The organism is Antarcticibacterium arcticum, assembly GCF_007993795.1.
Taxonomy (GTDB): domain Bacteria; phylum Bacteroidota; class Bacteroidia; order Flavobacteriales; family Flavobacteriaceae; genus Gillisia; species Gillisia arctica.
Genome location: NZ_CP042476.1, coordinates 3,154,710 through 3,174,043, shown reverse-complemented (window position 1 = coordinate 3,174,043; position 19,334 = coordinate 3,154,710). Strand labels below are relative to the sequence as shown.

Below are 19,334 nucleotides of genomic sequence, written 5' to 3'. Positions count from 1 at the left end.
CTTAGTTAAATACTTTCCGACTAAAAATTACTATTTTAGCTTTACAAAAATCGCTTAATGGGCTACCTGCATTCTATTGGAGAATATGTAATTATGTTAAAGGGGGTATTTGGACGCATGACCAAGCGTACTGTACTAAAAGAACTAATCTTCAAAGAAATAGACCAGTTAATTATTGGGTCACTTGGTATTGTAGCTTTTCTTTCATTTTTTATAGGAGGGGTTGTGGCATTACAAACGGCACTTAACCTTAATAATCCTTTAATTCCAAAAACCCTTATTGCCTTTGCGGCCAGACAATCTATAATCCTGGAATTTTCTCCTACTTTTATTTCTATTATCATGGCAGGAAAAGTAGGTTCCTTTATTACCTCCAGTATTGGTTCTATGCGGGTTACAGAACAAATAGACGCCCTGGAGGTGATGGGAGTTAATTCATTGAATTACCTGATCTTCCCAAAAATTATTGCGATGCTAACCTATCCCTTTGTTATTGCTATCTCTATGTTCCTGGGAATTTTTGGCGCATATGCTTCTGCTGTATTAGGTGGTTTTGTAGGGTCTGATACTTTTATATCAGGGCTGCAGGAGGATTTTCAGGGTTATCAATTATTCTATGCTTTTTTTAAGACCTTTCTTTTCGCTATTATTCTTGCTACAGTCCCATCTTATCATGGTTATTATATGACGGGAGGTTCTCTTGAAGTTGGAAAAGCAAGTACTACCTCATTTGTGTGGACCAGTGTAGTGATCATTATTACAAATTATATAGTAACACAATTATTACTGGGTTAATGATAGAAATTAAAAATCTTCATAAAGGATTTGGCGAGGAAAAAATTCTGAAAGGGGTTGACCTGCTCTTTGAAACCGGCAAAACCAATCTTGTGATTGGACAGTCGGGTTCGGGAAAAAGCGTGTTAATGAAATGCATGTTGGGACTTTTTACACCTGAACAGGGAACCATAGAATATGACGGTACTGCTTATGTAGATTTTTCTGACGAGCAAAAAAGGGAACTTCGCCAGGAAATAGGAATGCTTTTCCAAGGGGGAGCTTTATTTGATTCTATGACCGTTGAGGAAAATGTGATGTTTCCTCTAAGGATGTTTACTAAAAAAAGAAGAAAGGATTTAATAAAGCGAGTGCACGAAGTCCTTGAACGTGTGAACCTGGAAGATGCCGCTCTCAAATATCCTGCTGAAATAAGCGGAGGGATGCAAAAACGGGTAGCCATTGCCCGGGCTATTGTGAACAAGCCAAAGTATTTATTTTGCGATGAGCCTAACTCTGGTTTGGACCCGCATACTGCCACCATCATAGATAACCTTATCCATGAACTTACGGTAGAATATGATATTACCACAGTAGTTATAACACATGATATGAACTCTCTCCTTGAAATAGGCGAAACTATTGCATTCTTAAAAGATGGTAAGGTGGCCTGGAAAGGAGATAAATCCCAGATCTTTAAAACAGATGACCAAACGGTAACAGATTTTGTTTATTCATCAGATCTTTTCAAGAAAGTACGTGAAGCGCAGAACCAGGGCCTTTAATTCAAAGATCTCACATTAAGCGTATCCAATTGGAGTCTAAGATTTAACCATTTCTGCATTTTTTCAGCATCTGCTCTTTTTACTCTTGCAGGAACATTATTTTTCCAGGTAATTGTAAATGTGGGAATCGTGTCAATTTTTTCAAAATTGGTAGAGATCATAGTTGCAAAACTAAGATTTTCAACATTTTCATAATTAGCCTTAATCTCCCGGCTTAAATTTACAAACGAGAAATCGCCTCTTCTAAATTTTAATAATTCCCGTTCCAGTAGCTCAATACGTGCATCTTTATTCTCTATCACTTCCTGATTCTTCACATAGAGATCTTCCAGAATTCCCGTGCGTACCTGGCTCGAGAGTGTGGCCATATCTCCGGCCTGGGAAGCACCCTGCCTCACTATAAGTTTAGCGTCCTTTAAAACTTCTATCTCCTGCATTTGAGATTGCCAGGTTACAATAGTTGCTTCCGGGACCTGCGCGCCTATAAGAAAAACCTCAATCTCCCGGGTTTGATAATCCTGGCTGGACCTTAATTTTTCAGCCCCTGAATATTGCACTACCTGTGTTAAAAACTCATTGGCACGGGTTTCAAACACCTGTTTTCTTAGCAGGTTTACAAATAGGATCACGCTGGGAATAATTACAATAATTGCAATTGTGGAGGCCAATTGAGCTGTGCGTTTCCTTCTCTTACTGTTGGCGTATTTCACTAAAGGAAACCCAAGTAATTTTGAAACCACAAAAGTAGAAAGAGCGATAAAAACAGCATTAATAGAAAAAAGATATAAAGCTCCCAATGCAAAAGCCCAATTTCCAATAGCAAGTCCATAACCCACAGTACAAAGCGGCGGCATAAGAGCAGTCGCTATTGCAACCCCAAATATTACACTGGCAATTGTACCCCGTTTGGTCTTTGCAACTATTAAGGCCAAACCGCCAAAAATTGCGACGAGAACATCCAGGATTGTAGGATATGTACGGGCAATTAATTCTGGTGTTTGTTCTTTGACGGGGGAGATCCAAAAATAAATAAATGCAGTTAAAACGCTTAACCCCACCATTACCCCCAGGTTTACAAAAGATTTTTTAAGGGTATCTACATCGTTAATGGCAACAGAAAGCCCAACTCCTACAATAGGCCCCATTAATGGTGAGATCAACATCGCACCTATTACAACTGCCGCACTGCTTACGTTTAACCCAATTGAAGCCACAAATATTGAAAAAACAAGGATCCAGGCATTATGGCCTTTAAAGGAAATATCTTTTTTTATAGACTCAACTGTTGTTTCCCTGTCAGTATCATCCTGGATATTTAATAGTTCTGAAACAAATTCTCTTATCCCGGTCCAAATACCGCGGGCCTTAGAAAAATCCAGTTCTGATTCCTTTGCAGGAGGATTGCTTCCTAAATTATCCTGATTCTCCATATATTATCCCAGATTTTCACCATATTTTTCCATGGCCGCAGCTCTCATTTCTTTTATCTCCTGTTCTTTTTCTTTGGGCACAATGAGCAAAACATTTTTATCATCAACCACAATATAATCTTCAAGCCCATCAATGATCACCACTTTATTATTATGGGTATAGATAATATTTCCTTTGGTTTCGAGTGGCATTAAGTGCGCATTTACGACCGCATTTTTTTGAGGATCCTTGGCTAGTTTACTATATAGCGCACCCCAGGTACCCAGGTCATCCCAATCAAAAGAGGCTGGAATTACATATACGTTATCAGCTTTTTCAAGAATTGCATAATCTATTGAAATGTTTTGTGCCTTCGGGAAAACCTCGGTTATAAATTTTTTCTCTCCCTTCTCATTAAATTTTTCCTTTCCGCTTTCAAAAAGCGAGTACATTTCCGGGGATAGTTGCTCAAAAGAATTAACAATACCGGAAGCTTTCCAAATAAATATACCGGCATTCCAGAGATAATTCCCTTCTTCCAGATATTTTCTTGCGTTTCGCAGTGTTGGTTTCTCCGTGAACTTTTCCACCTTGTGCAATCCTATGGCATCCTTACCTTTTCCGGTATTATTCTCAAATCTAATGTATCCATAACCCGTATTTGGGAAATCGGGCTGAATGCCAAGGGTAACCAGAATATCCTCCTGTGACGCAGATTCAAATGCGCTTTCAATATCCTTTTTAAAAGCCTCCCTGTCCTTTATCCAGTGATCGCTGGGTGCCACCAACATAACAGCGTTAGGGTTCTGTTTCCTTATTTTTAAAGCCGCCAGCAAGATACAGGGGGCAGTATTGCGCATAACCGGTTCCAGGATCACCTGTTCCTCTTTAAGCTTAGGAAGTTGCTCCAGGACGATACCTTTATAATTCTCGTTGGTAAGAATTAAAATATTCTCACGCATAACCATAGAAGTTAACCTATTGTAAGTAAGTTGTAATAATGTCTCACCTACTCCCATCATATCCTGAAATTGTTTGGGATGTTCAGCAGTACTTACGGGCCAAAATCTTGAACCTACTCCCCCGGCCATTATAACCGCATAATAATTTTCATTAAGGCTATTCATAAATCAGTCTGTAATTTAACCCAGCAGGAATTCCACCTGGGCGTTAGGTTGAAAAAGATATATTTTACCGCTGGATACTTCCAGACATTTATACCTTTTCCTTAGTTTTTGTCCTTTTTTAAAAACCCTGCCATTATATATTCTAAAAAGGCCACCCGCAGGTACCTCAAAAATATAGTTTTTATCATTCTCAGGATCAAATTTCTTTAAAGCTACTGAAAGGTGAGCATCTGTATCACTGCTCGCTTTAGGATCTTTGAAATGCCTTGCGATCAAGGGAAGTAAATGTTCCGGGAAGATCTCCGGCCGTATATATGGCAGCATTAATTCCTGAAAGGTAAATTTCCATTCTCTCCCGTGAGGCTTAATATTCCTTCCAAACCTTTCAAAAGCCACCAAATGGGCTATTTCATGTATAAGCGTAATGAGAAACCTGAATTTATTTAAATTGGCATTAACGGTTATTTGGTGAACACCTCCCGGCATTCTCCTGTAATCACCATGACGGGTTACCCGTTCATTGACTATTTTAAGGTGAATCCTGTGCTCTTCCACCATTTTAAAAACCGGCGCCACTCCATGACTTGGAAGATATTTCTGTAGGACTTCATTCATTGGGAAACTGGTTAGGGTGTACTATTGGAAACCTGGAGTACTTTTCCATTAAAAAATTTATGCCCTGTTAAACTGAAATTTGCAATATATTCTGCCATTTCAGCCGGTTTTAAGGGTGCAATATAACCGGGGAAAGCTTCGGCAAGCATTTCGGTTTGGACAGCTCCCAGGGCCAGAACATTAAAAATTGGGCCGGTTTCTTTATATTCTTCAGCAAGCATCTCTGTAAGAGTGATTACGGCTCCTTTGCTTGAACTGTATGCTGAAAGACCCGGAAATTTCATACTGCCCTGTATCCCTCCCATGCTACTAATATTTACTACATGTCCTGTCTTTTCCATAAATGGAAGCAGCAGCTGGATGAGCCCGGCAACCCCAAAAACATTGGTTTCATAAACCCTTCTAAATTCCTCAAGAGTGGTTTCAGCAAATCCTTTATTAAGAATTGCGCCTGCATTGTTTATCAATACATCTACTTTGGCTGCATTGTTTTGAAGATATATAAGCACCTGGTCCAGGTCATCCGGTCTGTTAATATCGCATCCTACAACCTCAACCCCGGGTAGGTTGAGTTCCTGCAATGGCCTGAAATTTCGGGAAATTGCCAATACTTTATGGCCCATTCCTGAAAAAATCTTTACCAATTCAAGTCCTATCCCCCTACTGGTGCCTGTAATTACTATATGCTTCATTTTTTATTCATTCATTTTTATTTCCCTGCCAGCCGAATTCACAATTCCGGATATTCCCGGGATCACTTTTTCAATAAGATTTACCATATGCGGATAATTCATCCTGCTAGCTTCATCTGATACATGGTGGTAATACTTATAATTCGTAAAATCAAAGGTGCTTATGGTTTGGGACGGAACCTGGAATTCCAGGTAAAAAGGATAATTATCGCTGCGCTGAAACAAACTGTATTCTTTGGCCTGCGGTAAAAACCCCAGAACTTTAGAATTGGCATATTCATTAAACTTATCGGCCATATTGGAATTCTCATAACCGGTAAGATAGGCCAGGTAGTCATTGTTGGTCATTGGCACTCCTATCATTTCAAAATTCACAAGGCTATACAAGTCCAGGCCTTCACTTTTTAGACGCGAAGAAATATGCTTTGCACCTTGCAGCCCCATTTCTTCAGCAGAGAACAGGATAAAAAGCATACTTCGCTTATTGTTTTTGGCTGCTCCAAAATGTTTGGCCAATTCCAGAACTGCCACAGTTCCTGCAGCATTATCATTGGCTCCATTGGCAATGGAATCTCCATCCACCTTTTTTTCAAAGCCTACATGATCATAGTGAGCTCCCAGGATCACAAATTCCTTTTTCAATTCAGGGTCATTACCTTCAAGAAATCCTACCACGTTATAGCCATTTAACCCCCGAACTTCAAAAGAATCCCGGTAGGTTTTAAAATAGGGCTTTAAGCCTGCCTCATTGAACTTTTCTTCAATATAAACAGCGGCTTTTTCTATTCCTTCTGTTCCTGTTTCCCGCCCCCGCAACTCATTGGAGGCAAGATATTCCATGCTGCTTTTAACCGAAGCTTCAGAGACCTTTGCACTTTCAACGGAGGTAGAAATTTCCTTGATAACCGTTTTTTCCTCAGTAGAATTCTGGGTAAGATTACAGGAAGAAATGGCAATTAATGCAGTGAACAACCCTGTTTTGTAGATGTTTTTTCTCATAAGCTTTAAAGATAAAAAAATCCCGCAAGAGTGCGGGATTTTGAATAATTTATTATGAATTCGACTTGGATTATGCCAGCATGGTTACCGGATTTTCCAGATACATTTTCAAGGTTTGTAAAAACGCTGCTCCGGTAGCTCCGTCTACAGTTCTGTGATCACAGGCCAGGGTTACTTTCATAGTATTTCCTACAACAACCTGCCCGTTTTTAACAACGGGTTTTTCAACGATAGCTCCTACTGAAAGTATCGCAGAATTGGGCTGATTTATAATACTTGTAAATTCAGTGATCCCAAACATTCCTAAATTAGAAACTGTAAAAGTGCTGCCTTCCATTTCCTGAGGCTGCAACTTTTTAGATCGCGCCTTTCCTGCAAGATCTTTTACCTGGGCCCCAATTTGGGTCATAGACATTTGATCTGCATATTTTAATACAGGAACTACAAGGCCATCTTCTACTGCCACCGCAACTCCCATATGAATGTGTTTTGCAATTCTGGTAGCATCGCCAGTCCACTGGGAATTCACTCTTGGGTGTTTTTTAAGCGCCATTGCAGAAGCCTTTATTACCATATCATTAAAAGATACTTTGGTATCCGGCATTTCATTTATCTGCAACCTTGAAGCCATAGCGATCTCCATATTCACCTCTATGGTAAGATAATAGTGCGGAGCTGTGAATTTTGATTCTCCCAGGCGTTTCGCAATTGTCTTACGCATTTGGGAATTCTTAATTTCTTCAAATTCCTCTTCCCCGGCAGGAACATATGGTTTAACAGGAGCAGCTTCTGAAGTTTCAGCCTGGGCTGCTTTTGGTTTTTCTGAAGGTTTAAAGGTCTCAATATCCTTTTTTACTATCCTGCCATTTTCACCAGAACCTTTTACCTGGCTAAGGTCAATTCCTTTATCCTCTGCCATTTTTTTAGCAAGCGGAGAGACAAAAATCCTCGCGCCATCTGCTGTAGCAGCGGGAGTTGAAGTTTCCTTAGACTGTTCCTCTACAGCTTCTTCTTTTTTGGCAGCCTTTGGTTTTGAGGAAGCACCTCCACCTATTCCGGAAACATCAGTCCCTTCAGGCCCTATGATTGCAAGAAGGCTGTCAACTTTTGCTGTTTCCCCTTCTTCTATACCAATTTTTAAAAGCGTTCCTTCGTAGAAAGATTCGAATTCCATAGTGGCTTTATCGGTTTCAATTTCGGCAAGTATATCGCCTTCCTCCACCTTATCGCCTTCTTTTTTCAACCATTTGGCCACAGTTCCTTCTACCATCGTATCACTAAGCCTTGGCATAGTGATCACCTCAACACCTTCAGGAACATCACCAGATCCATTTTCTTTTTCTGCGGAAGATTCTTCCTTTTCTTCAGAAGCCTCATCTTGATCTACAGATTTTTCAGAAGCTTTATCTTCAGAAGATTTCTTTTCCTCTTTTTCTGGAGATTTTTTATCCCCTCCCAATAATCCCGAAATATCTTCGCCTTCTTCTCCTATTATGGCAAGCAGTGTATCTACGGGAGCGGTTTCACCCTCTTCAATACCTATATGAAGTAAAACACCCTCGTTAAAAGATTCAAATTCCATCGTAGCTTTATCGGTTTCAATTTCAGCAAGCATATCGCCTATTTCAACCTTGTCCCCAACTTTTTTAAGCCATTTTGCAACAACTCCTTCTTCCATTGTGTCGCTCAACCGCGGCATATTGATTACTTCAGCCATAACTTATTCTACTTTATGTGATAAAAACGGATAATCCTCCTGTTCGTAAACAGTATCGTACATTACATTTTTATCCGGGTAATCAGATTCATCTGCAAATTTCTCACATTCGGCAACAAGATCCTTAACCCGCTGGTCAATTACCTTTATCTCCTTATCTGTGGCATATTTTTTCTCTTTGATAATATCAAGTACCTGAGTAATAGGATCTATTTTTTGATATTCTGCTACTTCGTCTTTTGTGCGGTATAATTGGGCATCACTCATTGAGTGTCCACGATACCTGTAGGTTTTCAATTCAAGGAAAGTTGGACCGTCTCCTCTTCTTGCGCGGCTAATAGCCTCATCCATTGCCTCGGCAACTTTCACAGGATTCATAGCATCTACAGGCCCACATGGCATATCATAGCCAAGGCCTAATTTCCATATTTCGGTGTTCTTTGCTGTACGGGCTACAGAGGTACCCATCGCATATCCATTATTTTCAACACAGAAAACCACAGGCAAATTCCATTTAACTGCCATGGTTAGGGTTTCATGAAGTGAACCCTGGCGAGCTGCACCGTCCCCAAAAAAGGTTAAGGTTACAGCTTCCCTTTTAAAATATTTATCGGCAAATGCAAGTCCGGCACCCAATGGGATCTGACCTCCCACAATTCCATGACCTCCATAAAAGCGATGCTCCTTTGAGAAAATATGCATAGAACCTCCCAATCCCTGAGATGTTCCAGTTTTTTTCCCGTAAAGCTCGGCCATTACCCGCTTTGGATCTACGCCCATTCCTATAGGCTGAACGTGATTCCTGTATGCAGTGATCATTTTATCCTTAGTAAGATCCATCACGTGCAAGGAACCTGCAAGAATTGCTTCCTGCCCGTTATACAAATGCAGGAATCCACGGACTTTTTGCTGAATATAAACCTGCGCCAGTTTATCTTCAAACTTACGCCAAAACAGCATATCCTCGTACCACTTTAGATAGGTGGCTTTGGTTATTTTCTTCATCTACAAAATAATTTAAAGCCAATCCCTGGATTTGGGTCTGGCCGTTGACAAAAATACTATTTTCAAAAAGAATGGAAAACAGTTTTCACTATTAAAAAACACGAAAACGTTATAGATAGGAATTATCAAATATTAATGGCAATAATTCCTTTAGTGAATGTGACTTTACCACCTTACCTGTTTCTCCCATAAAATAGATCTCAATGGGACTTTCCTGCTTAACTTCATATTCTGCAATTGCCTGCCTACATGAACCACAGGGAGGAATTGGTGTAATAACCCGGTGATTTAGTGATTTTGCTGAAAGTGCGATCTTAAGGAATTTTGCCTCGGGATACATTGCCCCGGCATAAAATATCGCGGTACGCTCTGCGCATAACCCGGAAGGGTAAGAAGCATTCTCCTGATTACTTCCTGTAATTACTTCGCCGTTGTCAAGCAATACGGCGGCACCTACTTTAAATTTAGAATAAGGCGCATAAGCTTTATCCCGGGCATCAATTGCCCGGTCCATTAAATCCTGAATCTCCTGAGGCAATTCTTCACAAGAATCATATACCTCAAGGTTACAAGTAATATTTAAAGATTTCATGAATTCAACGTTTTTTTCAGCAGTAACCGTTAGGCACTATGGTTAATATTTTATCTCTTAGCCCCGGTTAATTTTCGACATAAGAATCCCCGAAGTTAAAGGTAAGCCCAAAACGAAGAGTCCCTTCCAGGGGGCTAACTACCTTGGATGTGGAAAATAAATATGAAATATCAATTACAACTGGTGCGTATTTGAACCCGGCACCTATCGCAAAGAATTTTCTTGAACCTTTGGACTCACTTTCATTGAAATAACCTGTTCTTAAGGCAAAGGCCTCTCTAAAAACATATTCTGCTCCCAGAGCCCAGGTAACCTCCCGCATTTCCTCTCCAAATCCTCCCGGAGCATCATTAAAGGATTTAAAGATCCCTTGAATTGCTCCTATATTATTATACTCTTCTTCATCTGCCCTGTCAATTGTACCATCCCCGTTAAAATCCTGTGGAGTGGGTACAAGTAATTTATTAAATTCAAGATAAGTTCCAAGTTTATTATCTGCATCAAAAATAAAATCAAAGCCGCCACCTAATTTCAGGTTGGTTGGAATAAAATTTTCCTGGCCTACCTCATCATATTTGATCTTAGGCCCTATATTGGAAATATTTGCCCCTCCGCGGAATCTTCCGTCAAAATTGGCAAATACCAGAGATTGGCTTTGGTAATAAGCAGCCACGTCTACCCCAAAGGTGGAAGCCGCAGTGGCATCTTCATTATTAACAGCAAGCTTCAGGTCTGATCTTAGATACCTACCTGCTACTGCCATAGAAAAATTATCACTCAAACGCAGAGCGTAGGAAAGATCCAGCGTCATTTCATTAGGACTAAGAATCAAAGGCATATCCTCAAACCCCATTTGGGTTTCAATTGATCCAAGGCTAAAAAACCTTAAACTGGCCGCAACGGCACTACGATCATCCAGCCGGTTAAAATAGGTAAGATTCCCAAGGAAAATATCGTTAACAATATTGCTTAAATAAGGAGTATAAGAAACCCCCACTCCCTGCTGGCTGGTAATAAAGGCATATTTGGCAGGATTCCATTGCTGTGAAAAAGCATCGGCAGAAGTTGCCACACCCTGATCACCCATACCGGCGGCCCTTGCATCGGCAGCAATTAAAAGGAATGGAACGGCTGTAGTTATAACCCGGTCCCTTTCCTCCTGGGAGAAAACCTGTAAGTTTGATAATAAGGCCAATCCAAGAACCAGAATTGTAATTTTTTTCATCACATTAATTTGTGTTTAACAAATATATATTTTTATTCTTGTTAAGAGAAAGGGCTTTTATCAAATGTAGGGTGAAAATAAAAATATTCCCTTAAAAAACTTCTTAAAACAATAACTGTAGAATTACACTATTATTGTATTTTAAGCTCACTCTCAATTAATTATTAAAAATTTATTTCCACCTATTGGTAAAAACCGGTATTTCTACCATTTAAAGGGGCCCTCCCCCCAAAGTGCACTCTTAAGAATATTAGCGAATTACAGGATTTTGAATCATATAAAATAATCTTGTACTTTTGCCGTTAATTACTATATTGCAAGGCCTAAATTACTACATAAAGCGAATAAGAATATGAGGACCAATGTAGCCTTTAAAACATTTTTTACTATCGCCATAGGCGTTAGTCTTTTAAGTTGTAACTCCAATAATAAATACAAGAATAATTCCCGGGCTACAGGTTGGGACATTAATTCAAAAGATGGAGGTTTTCAATATAATACCGACTTTAAAGAGCAGGAAACCGGCCCCGGTTTAGTATTTGTTGAAGGCGGCACCTACACTATGGGAAGGGTTCAGGATGATGTAATGCATGACTGGAACAATACCCCTACTCAACAACACGTGCAGTCCTTTTATATGGACGAGACCGAGGTGACAAACATGATGTACATGGAGTACCTGGATTGGTTAAAGAGCATATTCCCTCCATCTCAGGAAAATTATAAACATATATATAATGGAGCAGTGCCGGATACTCTTGTTTGGAGAAACCGTTTAGGTTTCAATGAAACAATGGTAAACAACTACCTGCGCCACCCTGCATATGCAAATTATCCGGTTGTAGGTGTAAGCTGGATCCAGGCTGCCGAGTTCAGCAAATGGAGAACCAACCGCGTGAATGAACTAATGCTGGAGAAAAAGGGCTACACCAAAGAAGGAGCACGTTACAACGATGTTTCTGCCGAAGCTACTTTTGATACCGAAACTTATTTGAATGCGCCTACTCAAACTTACGGAGGAAGCGATGAAATTACCCGTGGAGGTAAGAATGCGGACAAACTGGGAACTCAGGCTACCGATGGTGGAGAGGCTAAGAACATTTATGTTCAAAGAAAAGACGGAGTGTTGTTACCGGAATACAGACTTCCCACCGAAGCCGAATGGGAATATGCAGCTTTAGGAATGGTTGGTATACGTGAATACAATACGTACCGAGGAAGAAAAAAATACCCTTGGGATGGTCAATATACCAGATCTGGTGATACTAAAAGACAAGGCGATCAATTGGCTAACTTCAAGCAGGGAGCCGGAGATTACGGTGGAATTGCAGGCTGGAGTGATGATGGTGCAGATATTACTGCCGAGGTGAAATCTTATGAGCCCAACGATTTTGGCCTTTATGATATGGCCGGAAACGTAGCTGAGTGGGTTGCCGATGTTTATCGTCCTATTGTAGATGATGAGTTTAATGACTTTAACTATTACCGTGGTAACGTATATACCAAAAATGAGATCAATGAAGATGGAACGGTAAAAATAGTTTCTCCAAATGAAGTTGTATATGACACATTAAGTAATGGCCGTATAGTTGCCCGTGCGCTTCCAGGTCAAATAGCCCAGGTGCCTATTGACGAAACAGACACTTATTTGAGAACTAACTATGATGATAGTGACCAAAGAAACTTCAGAGATGGAGATAAGCGGTCTTCAAGATATTTTGAACCTTTCAACGAGATCTCAACATCATCTCAAAGAATGTATAACTCCCCGCAATTTACTACCGAAGCAGATAGTATGGGAGTTATAAAACCAAAGCACGATGATTCCAAGAGAACCACTCTTGTAAGCGATGAAGTAAGAGTCTATAAAGGAGGCTCCTGGAGAGACAGAGCTTATTGGCTGGATCCGGCTCAAAGAAGATATTTTCCACAGGATATGGCCACTGATTATATTGGGTTTAGAAATGCAATGTCCCGCGTGGGATCAAAATCACAGGCCAAAAATAAAACAGCAAGAAATTAATACCGCATAAACTCTTAAAGACGGTTTAAAAAGTATTGTTTTGCAACCCCGGTTTAACGGGGACTTATAAAGGAGTAACTTTATAAGTTTAATTTTTTCGGATTCTTTTCTGAAAATCATTAAAAAGCGAAACATCCTACTTTTTAAACCGTTTCTTTTTTATAATTTCCCGTGATGAAAATTGAGCAATTACATCAACTGTTCCTTCAAAGCAAAGGAATAACTACAGACACACGCAGCGTCAAAACTAACCAGTTATTCTTTGCCCTGAAAGGGGATAATTTTAACGGCAATACCTTTGCGTGGCAAGCTATTAAAAAAAGTGCCGGGTATGCGATAATAGATGAGGTAAAATACGCTCAGAACGACCGGTATATAGTTGTAGGAAATGTCCTGGAAACCCTGCAGCAACTGGCCCGCTTCCATCGCAAGTATCTTAATATCCCCATATTGGCCATCACCGGTAGTAATGGTAAGACAACCACCAAAGAACTTATCCATGCAGTGCTTAGAAAAAAATTTGATACCGCCGCGACCACAGGAAATCTAAATAATCATATTGGAGTGCCATTGACATTATTGTCAATGAAAAGAACTACAGATTTTGGCATTGTCGAAATGGGTGCTAACCATGCCGGAGAAATAAAGCATTTGTGTGAAATTGCTTTGCCCAATTATGGCTACATCACCAATTTTGGAAAAGCTCATTTGGAAGGCTTTGGCAGCATAGAAGGGGTTATTAAAGCCAAAAGCGAAATGTATGATCATATAAAAGCACACAAGGGGGTGATCTTTTTAAATGCAGACGATCCCGTTCAGGTTGCCCAAAGTTCATATGAACATTCCTTTACCTTCGGTACCGGGAAAAATGTTGATGTAAAGGCAGAATATTTATATGATTCCCAAACTGCGCAGGTGAGCATAGATAACCATCTTTATAAAAGCACCCTTACCGGCAGCTATAATTCTGTGAATATAGCTGCAGCCATTTGTATTGGCAAATATTTTAAGGTAAATGAGAATTCGATCTCCCAGGCTATAGGTTCCTACATACCAACCAATAACAGATCGCAGATCATTAAAGTTGGCGGGCTTACATTGTTAATGGACGCCTATAATGCCAATCCTACCAGTATGAAAGCTGCTCTCGAAAGTTTTAGCAAAAATCCGGCTAAAGACAAGATAGTTATTTTAGGAGATATGTTTGAATTGGGGAGTGCTTCTGCAGAAGAGCACCAACAAATAGTTTTAACCCTGGAAAAAATGGATCTGGCGAAAATCTACCTTGTTGGTAGCAATTTTTTTAAGACCCATTCTCACAAATCCAATATTGAAACATATGAAACCTTCACAGACCTCTCTGAAGCATTAAAGCACCAGAAACCTACACAAGGTTACATATTGATAAAAGGCTCTCGTGGAATGGCCCTGGAGAGAGTTTTGGATGTGCTTAGGGAAAAGAATTAAGCCTCCGGCAGCAAGCTGTTAGGCCTCTTTCAACCAAACTTCAACTACCCCTTCATTAAATTTGAAAAAAATCAAAAACCCGGACCATAGTTCGGGTTTTTGATTGATGTTGGCCTATTAGGGCTCCCTTCGCCTCATCTCAGGGCTAGCTTCTCGCCGAAACATTTCTGAAAACAAAAAACCCGAACATAAAGTTCGGGTTTTTAATTGAAGTTGGCCTACTAGGGCTCGAACCTAGACTCTTCTGGACCAAAACCAGACGTGTTGCCAGTTACACCATAGGCCAGCGTTTCAATGCGGATGCAAATTTATAACAAAGTTTATTCTACGCAAACATTTTTTCTGTTTTTTCTCATCTTATTTCTTTAATGCCTCAAATTCAGATTATAAAAAAATAAATCCTTTTCAATCCCGTTTTAAAATCTTTCCTTTAAATATTTCTTAAATTCGCCACATTATATTCAACTAACCATAAAACATGACCAATTTCAGCTTTAGTAAGTGGAATAAAATACTGGGATGGCTGGTATTTTTTATCGCTCTAACCACCTATACCCTAACCTTAGAACCCACAGCAAGTTTCTGGGATGCAGGAGAATACATAGCAACCTCAGCAAACCTTGAGGTAGGTCATCCCCCGGGAGCACCGCTGTACCAGATGATGGGAGCTTTCTTCGCAACCTTCGCTGCAGATTCCAGCCAGGTAGCTTTAATGGTTAATTTCATGTCCGGGCTTTCAAGTGCCTTTACGATCCTGTTCATGTTCTGGTCTATAGTTTTATTATTACTTAAAGTTTCCGGCCCTGTGAAGAACCACACCAATGCCGCCAGGATTGGGATCCTTGGAAGTGCATTTGTAGGCTCGCTCGCTTTCACATTTTCTGACAGTTTCTGGTTTAGTGCGGTGGAAGCGGAAGTATATGCGATGGCAGCCTGTATAATGGCTATTTTATTTTACGTGGGATTGTTGTGGGAACGTGATATGTTCAACCCGCGTGGCAACAGGTGGTTAATTCTTATTTCCTTTATAGTCGGCCTTTCATTTGGGGTACATTTTATGGCTCTTCTGGCAATTCCTGCCATTGGTTTCCTTTATTTCTTTAAGAACTACAGTAAGGTTACTGTGACCAATTTTATTGTTGCCAACATAGCGGTGGTAGCTGTACTAATGTTTATATTCAAATTTCTACTTCCTTATACCCTTGCCTACTTTGGAAATGCTGAAGTATTTTTTACCAATACAGTAGGCCTGCCTTTTAACTGGGGAACAATTATAGCCTTCCTTTCCATAGTAACCGCTTTTTATTTTGGAATACGCTATACACGCAGGAAAAGTTATTACCAGTTAAATACCCTGTTTTTATGCCTTTTATTCATTTTTATAGGTTTTTCAAGTTGGACCATGCTCCCCATACGGGCAAACGCCGATACGGTTATAAATGAAAACAGCCCCGATAATGCACGGGAACTTCTGGCCTATTATAACCGCGAACAGTACGGAGAATCTCATTTGTTTTACGGACCTCAGTTTACTGAAATGTACGCAGGCCTGGATCCCGAAAATCCTTATAAGGATGACCGCCCCAATTATGAGCGGGACGAGGAAACGGGAAAATATGTAATTGTAAACGATTATAAGAATGCCCGCCAGAATCTTGATGACAGGCACAAAGATTTTCTCCCCAGAATGTGGAGCTCTCAACATGCAACCAATTATATGCGTTTTACCGGTCCGCTGGAGTTCAAAGTAAAACAGGAGTATCAGGGGGAAGAACAATTACTCAACGCAATTACCGAGTTCAGGAAGAGTTATGCACAGGGCAGGCTGGATTATGATGATTACCACAGCTTTCTCAATCAGTTCAGCCAGTATCTGGATGTTGAAAAACCTTCATTTTCTTCCAATTTAGGATACCTTTTTGAATACCAGATAGGATATATGTACTGGAGATATTTTATGTGGAATTTTGTAGGAAGGCAAAGCGACAATCAGGGTCAATATTCAGATCTTAATGGCAACTGGCTAAGCGGCATCAAATTTATTGATGAAATGCGCCTGGGTTCACAAGACAACCTGCCAACAGACGTAAAAAATAATAAAGCCCGCAATACCTATTTCTTTCTTCCCCTTATTTTAGGAATTATAGGAATTGTTTTTCAATATAACAGGGATAAAAAAGGTCTCTGGGTGCTCACCGTTTTTTTCCTCTTTACGGGAATTGCACTTAAAATCTATTTAAATGAGCGGCCATTTGAACCCCGGGAAAGGGATTATGCACTGGTAGGATCCTTCTATGTTTTTGCAATATGGATAGGTTTTGGTGTATACGCCATTTATGATTACCTGAGCCATAAAATTAAACCCCGTATTGCAGCCCCTGTAGCTATTGCCGTTACATTCCTGGCAGTTCCTACATTGATGGCCGCCCAGAACTGGGATGATCACGACCGTTCCAATAAATACACTGCCCTGGCAATGGCAAAAATGTATTTGGACTCTGTAGATGAAAATGCAATTTTATTTACCATTGGTGACAATGACACCTTTGCACTTTGGTATGCCCAGCAAATTGAGGGTTACCGTAGGGACGTGCGAATTGTAAACACCAGCCTTTTTGCTACAGACTGGTATATTGACCAAATGAAAAGGAAAGCCTGGACAAGTGATCCTATCCCTTCACAACTTGAGCATCATCAATACCGGGCCGGAACCAATGAATTTGTTATTTTCCAGGAAATGACACGTGACACCATGGCTCTGAAAAACTGGATGAATTGGATCGCAAGTGACAACCCCGGTACAAAAGGAGAATTACAAAGCGGGCAGGTAGTGAATACCTTTCCCACAAAATCAATACGAATTCCGGTGAACCGGGAAAACGTGCTTCATTATGGCATTGTAAAACCGGAACATGAGGATGAGATTGTAGATAATATTTTCCTTAAGCTGGAAGGAAATGTGATCTACAAGAACAGGCTGTTAATGCTGGATATTATTGCCAACAATGACTGGAAAAGGCCTGTATATTTTACCGGGGGCAGTTTTGGCAATGATGACTATCTGTGGATGAAAGACTTCTTGCAACTGGATGGAGTAGCTTATAAGCTGGTACCAATTAGAACTCCCGTTAATCCAAGATCTCCTTATGATATGGGAAGGATAGATACAGATAAGATGTACAATATTGTAAAAGGATGGGATTGGGGCAATATGGAAGACCCCAACATCTACCATGACCCCGAAACCCGTAAAAACACCATCACTTACCGCAGCAATATTGCCCGCTTAATAGAAGCCTTGTTAAATGAAGGAGATACCCAAAGGGCAACAGAAATGCTGGACCTTGCGATGGAAAAAATGCCCGTAGAATTCTATGGTTATTACACCCTGCTGGAACCCTATATAAGCGGTTATTTTGAAGTGGGACAGCCAGAAAAAGCCAAAGCTCTCTGGGAACAGGTAGCCGTTAAATATCAGGAAAATCTAAAATTCTATAGCGGGTGGGATATGGACCGTCAATTTGAGAATGCAGATAACATAATTACAGATATGGAACGTTACCGTGCACTTGTAGACCTATTGTTCATTCACGGCGAACAGGAATATGGGCGTGCAAAGGCTGAAGAGTTTAACACTTATCTTACCTTATACCCAGGATTTTATGATGACGAAGATGCGCAGGAACTGCCTCCTGCCCCGAACGGGGAAATGGAGCGAGAAATTCGCAGTATGCAGCAAATAGATTCCCTGGACAGCATTTCTTTGGAGTAAGTTAATGACAAGCATAAACAGGTTTATTGCTACAGCAGGAAGGATTTTTTTTCCCTCCCTGCTGTGGAATAAAGTTTCTACCGAAAAAATCCTGTACCTCACCTTTGATGATGGCCCCATTCCTGAAGTTACTCCCTGGGTCTTATCCCTTCTGAAGGAATACGACGCAAAAGCTACTTTTTTCTGCATTGGAGATAATGTGCATAAACATCCTGACGTGTTTAAAATGATTTTAGCTGATGGTCACCGCATTGGCAACCACACCTTTAATCATTTAAATGGCTGGAAAACTTCCTCAGATAATTATTTGGAAAACATTCTACAGGCAGAGAGAACAATTAGAGATAAACTCCAGGAAAAATTAATTGCAGCTCCTCCTTCAGAAATAACAAAAAAACCTCAATTCCATTATCTCAAAACCCCAAAGGAACGGCCAACCAATAACAATTCACAACAAACAACCCCACTCCAACAACCAACATCTACCGGCCAAAAACTTTTTCGGCCTCCTTTCGGAAAGATTACCCCTATTCAAATAAGAAAATTGGAACAACAGGATTACAAAATTGTTATGTGGGATGTTATAAGTGAAGATTACAATCCAACTAAAAACCCGGAATCCTGTTTAAAGGAGGTGAAAAATTTTTCAAAACCGGGAAGCATCGTTGTATTTCACGACAGTTTAAAAGCATATGGAAATTTGAAAATAATTCTTCCTTCAGTTCTTCAACATTACTCCCAGAAGGGATATGAGTTCAAAGCCCTCTAGATATACTCTTTAAGAAGCCCAATAAGAGTATTGGCATCCTGCTCACCGCTTTGTCTCCATTTCATTTCCCCATTCTTATAGATCATAAGTGTAGGAAGGCCTTTTACACGCAAGGCTTCTGCAAGCTGCGTATTCTTATCAACATCTATTTTGATGATCTTGGCCTTGTCTCCCAGGGCGGCAGCAACATCTCTAAGTACGGGATGCATGGAGGCTGAAGCATCATTCCATTCGGTATAAAAATCCAATAAGACCGGAATGTTTAAATCTATTAATTCACCAAATTTTGACATAAGCTGGAAGCAAATTTTTGATCAGGATTTAATACCATTAAAATAATAATATCAAATATAGTAATTTCT

The 19,334-nt window shown here is 40.1% G+C and carries 16 protein-coding genes and 1 tRNA gene; 6 read left to right on the top strand and 11 right to left on the bottom strand.

The features are described from left to right. Positions 1-57 precede the first annotated feature (57 nt). A complete protein-coding gene (locus FK178_RS14365; protein ID WP_146836773.1) occupies positions 58-795 on the top strand; it encodes an MlaE family ABC transporter permease in 738 nt (245 codons plus the stop codon). Beyond that, a complete protein-coding gene (locus FK178_RS14360; protein ID WP_146836770.1) occupies positions 795-1,559 on the top strand; it encodes an ABC transporter ATP-binding protein in 765 nt (254 codons plus the stop codon). The genes FK178_RS14365 and FK178_RS14360 overlap by 1 nt, the downstream gene beginning before the upstream one ends. On the opposite strand, the gene FK178_RS14355 is transcribed toward FK178_RS14360, so the two are convergent. From FK178_RS14355 to porV, 9 genes are all read right to left on the bottom strand, one after another. Beyond that, positions 1,556-2,989, bottom strand: coding sequence for a DUF389 domain-containing protein (locus tag FK178_RS14355; RefSeq protein WP_146836767.1), 1,434 nt, complete (start codon positions 2,987-2,989; stop codon positions 1,556-1,558). The two genes, FK178_RS14360 and FK178_RS14355, sit on opposite strands and share 4 nt — an antisense overlap. 3 nt (positions 2,990-2,992) lie before the next feature. Continuing rightward, positions 2,993-4,096 carry a mannose-1-phosphate guanylyltransferase gene (locus tag FK178_RS14350; RefSeq protein WP_146836764.1) on the bottom strand — a complete coding sequence of 368 codons (1,104 nt, stop codon included), beginning with the start codon at positions 4,094-4,096 and terminating at the stop codon, positions 2,993-2,995. A gap of 15 nt (positions 4,097-4,111) precedes the next feature. Continuing rightward, complete coding sequence (locus FK178_RS14345) at positions 4,112-4,711, bottom strand: SprT-like domain-containing protein (protein WP_146836761.1); 600 nt, start codon at positions 4,709-4,711, stop codon at positions 4,112-4,114. An 11-nt stretch (positions 4,712-4,722) separates the two neighbouring features. Further along, positions 4,723-5,403 carry an SDR family NAD(P)-dependent oxidoreductase gene (locus FK178_RS14340; protein WP_146836758.1) on the bottom strand — a complete coding sequence of 227 codons (681 nt, stop codon included), beginning with the start codon at positions 5,401-5,403 and terminating at the stop codon, positions 4,723-4,725. A 3-nt stretch (positions 5,404-5,406) separates the two neighbouring features. Continuing rightward, positions 5,407-6,402: a M20/M25/M40 family metallo-hydrolase gene (locus FK178_RS14335; protein WP_146836755.1), complete on the bottom strand. Its 996-nt coding sequence runs from the start codon at positions 6,400-6,402 to the stop codon at positions 5,407-5,409. Between the two features lie 70 nt (positions 6,403-6,472). Continuing rightward, complete coding sequence (locus tag FK178_RS14330) at positions 6,473-8,119, bottom strand: pyruvate dehydrogenase complex dihydrolipoamide acetyltransferase (protein WP_146836752.1); 1,647 nt, start codon at positions 8,117-8,119, stop codon at positions 6,473-6,475. A 3-nt stretch (positions 8,120-8,122) separates the two neighbouring features. Further along, positions 8,123-9,124 (bottom strand): pyruvate dehydrogenase (acetyl-transferring) E1 component subunit alpha, encoded by a 1,002-nt coding sequence (gene pdhA, locus FK178_RS14325; RefSeq protein WP_146836749.1) that lies wholly within the window; start codon positions 9,122-9,124, stop codon positions 8,123-8,125. Between the two features lie 109 nt (positions 9,125-9,233). Continuing rightward, a complete protein-coding gene (gene cdd / locus FK178_RS14320) occupies positions 9,234-9,716 on the bottom strand; it encodes a cytidine deaminase (protein ID WP_146836746.1) in 483 nt (160 codons plus the stop codon). 67 nt (positions 9,717-9,783) lie between these two features. Further along, a complete protein-coding gene (porV, locus tag FK178_RS14315; protein WP_146836743.1) occupies positions 9,784-10,941 on the bottom strand; it encodes a type IX secretion system outer membrane channel protein PorV in 1,158 nt (385 codons plus the stop codon). 352 nt (positions 10,942-11,293) lie between these two features. Between porV and gldJ the strand changes: the two genes are divergently transcribed. Then, on the top strand, positions 11,294-12,964 hold the full coding sequence (gldJ, locus tag FK178_RS14310; RefSeq protein ID WP_146836740.1) for a gliding motility lipoprotein GldJ: 1,671 nt from the start codon (positions 11,294-11,296) through the stop codon (positions 12,962-12,964). Between the two features lie 174 nt (positions 12,965-13,138). After that, complete coding sequence (locus tag FK178_RS14305; RefSeq protein WP_146836737.1) at positions 13,139-14,431, top strand: UDP-N-acetylmuramoyl-tripeptide--D-alanyl-D-alanine ligase; 1,293 nt, start codon at positions 13,139-13,141, stop codon at positions 14,429-14,431. Between the two features lie 213 nt (positions 14,432-14,644). Here FK178_RS14305 and FK178_RS14300 read toward each other — a convergent pair. Beyond that, positions 14,645-14,717, bottom strand: a tRNA-Gln gene (locus FK178_RS14300). Positions 14,718-14,909: 192 nt separating this feature from the next. Between FK178_RS14300 and FK178_RS14295 the strand changes: the two genes are divergently transcribed. Together FK178_RS14295 and FK178_RS14290 are read left to right on the top strand one after the other, a co-directional pair. Next, positions 14,910-18,203 carry a DUF2723 domain-containing protein gene (locus FK178_RS14295; RefSeq protein ID WP_146836734.1) on the top strand — a complete coding sequence of 1,098 codons (3,294 nt, stop codon included), beginning with the start codon at positions 14,910-14,912 and terminating at the stop codon, positions 18,201-18,203. A 4-nt stretch (positions 18,204-18,207) separates the two neighbouring features. Continuing rightward, a complete protein-coding gene (locus FK178_RS14290) occupies positions 18,208-18,972 on the top strand; it encodes a polysaccharide deacetylase family protein (protein ID WP_146836733.1) in 765 nt (254 codons plus the stop codon). Here FK178_RS14290 and FK178_RS14285 read toward each other — a convergent pair. Further along, on the bottom strand, positions 18,969-19,265 hold the full coding sequence (locus FK178_RS14285) for a thioredoxin family protein (protein WP_146836724.1): 297 nt from the start codon (positions 19,263-19,265) through the stop codon (positions 18,969-18,971). The two genes, FK178_RS14290 and FK178_RS14285, sit on opposite strands and share 4 nt — an antisense overlap. Positions 19,266-19,334 lie beyond the last annotated feature (69 nt).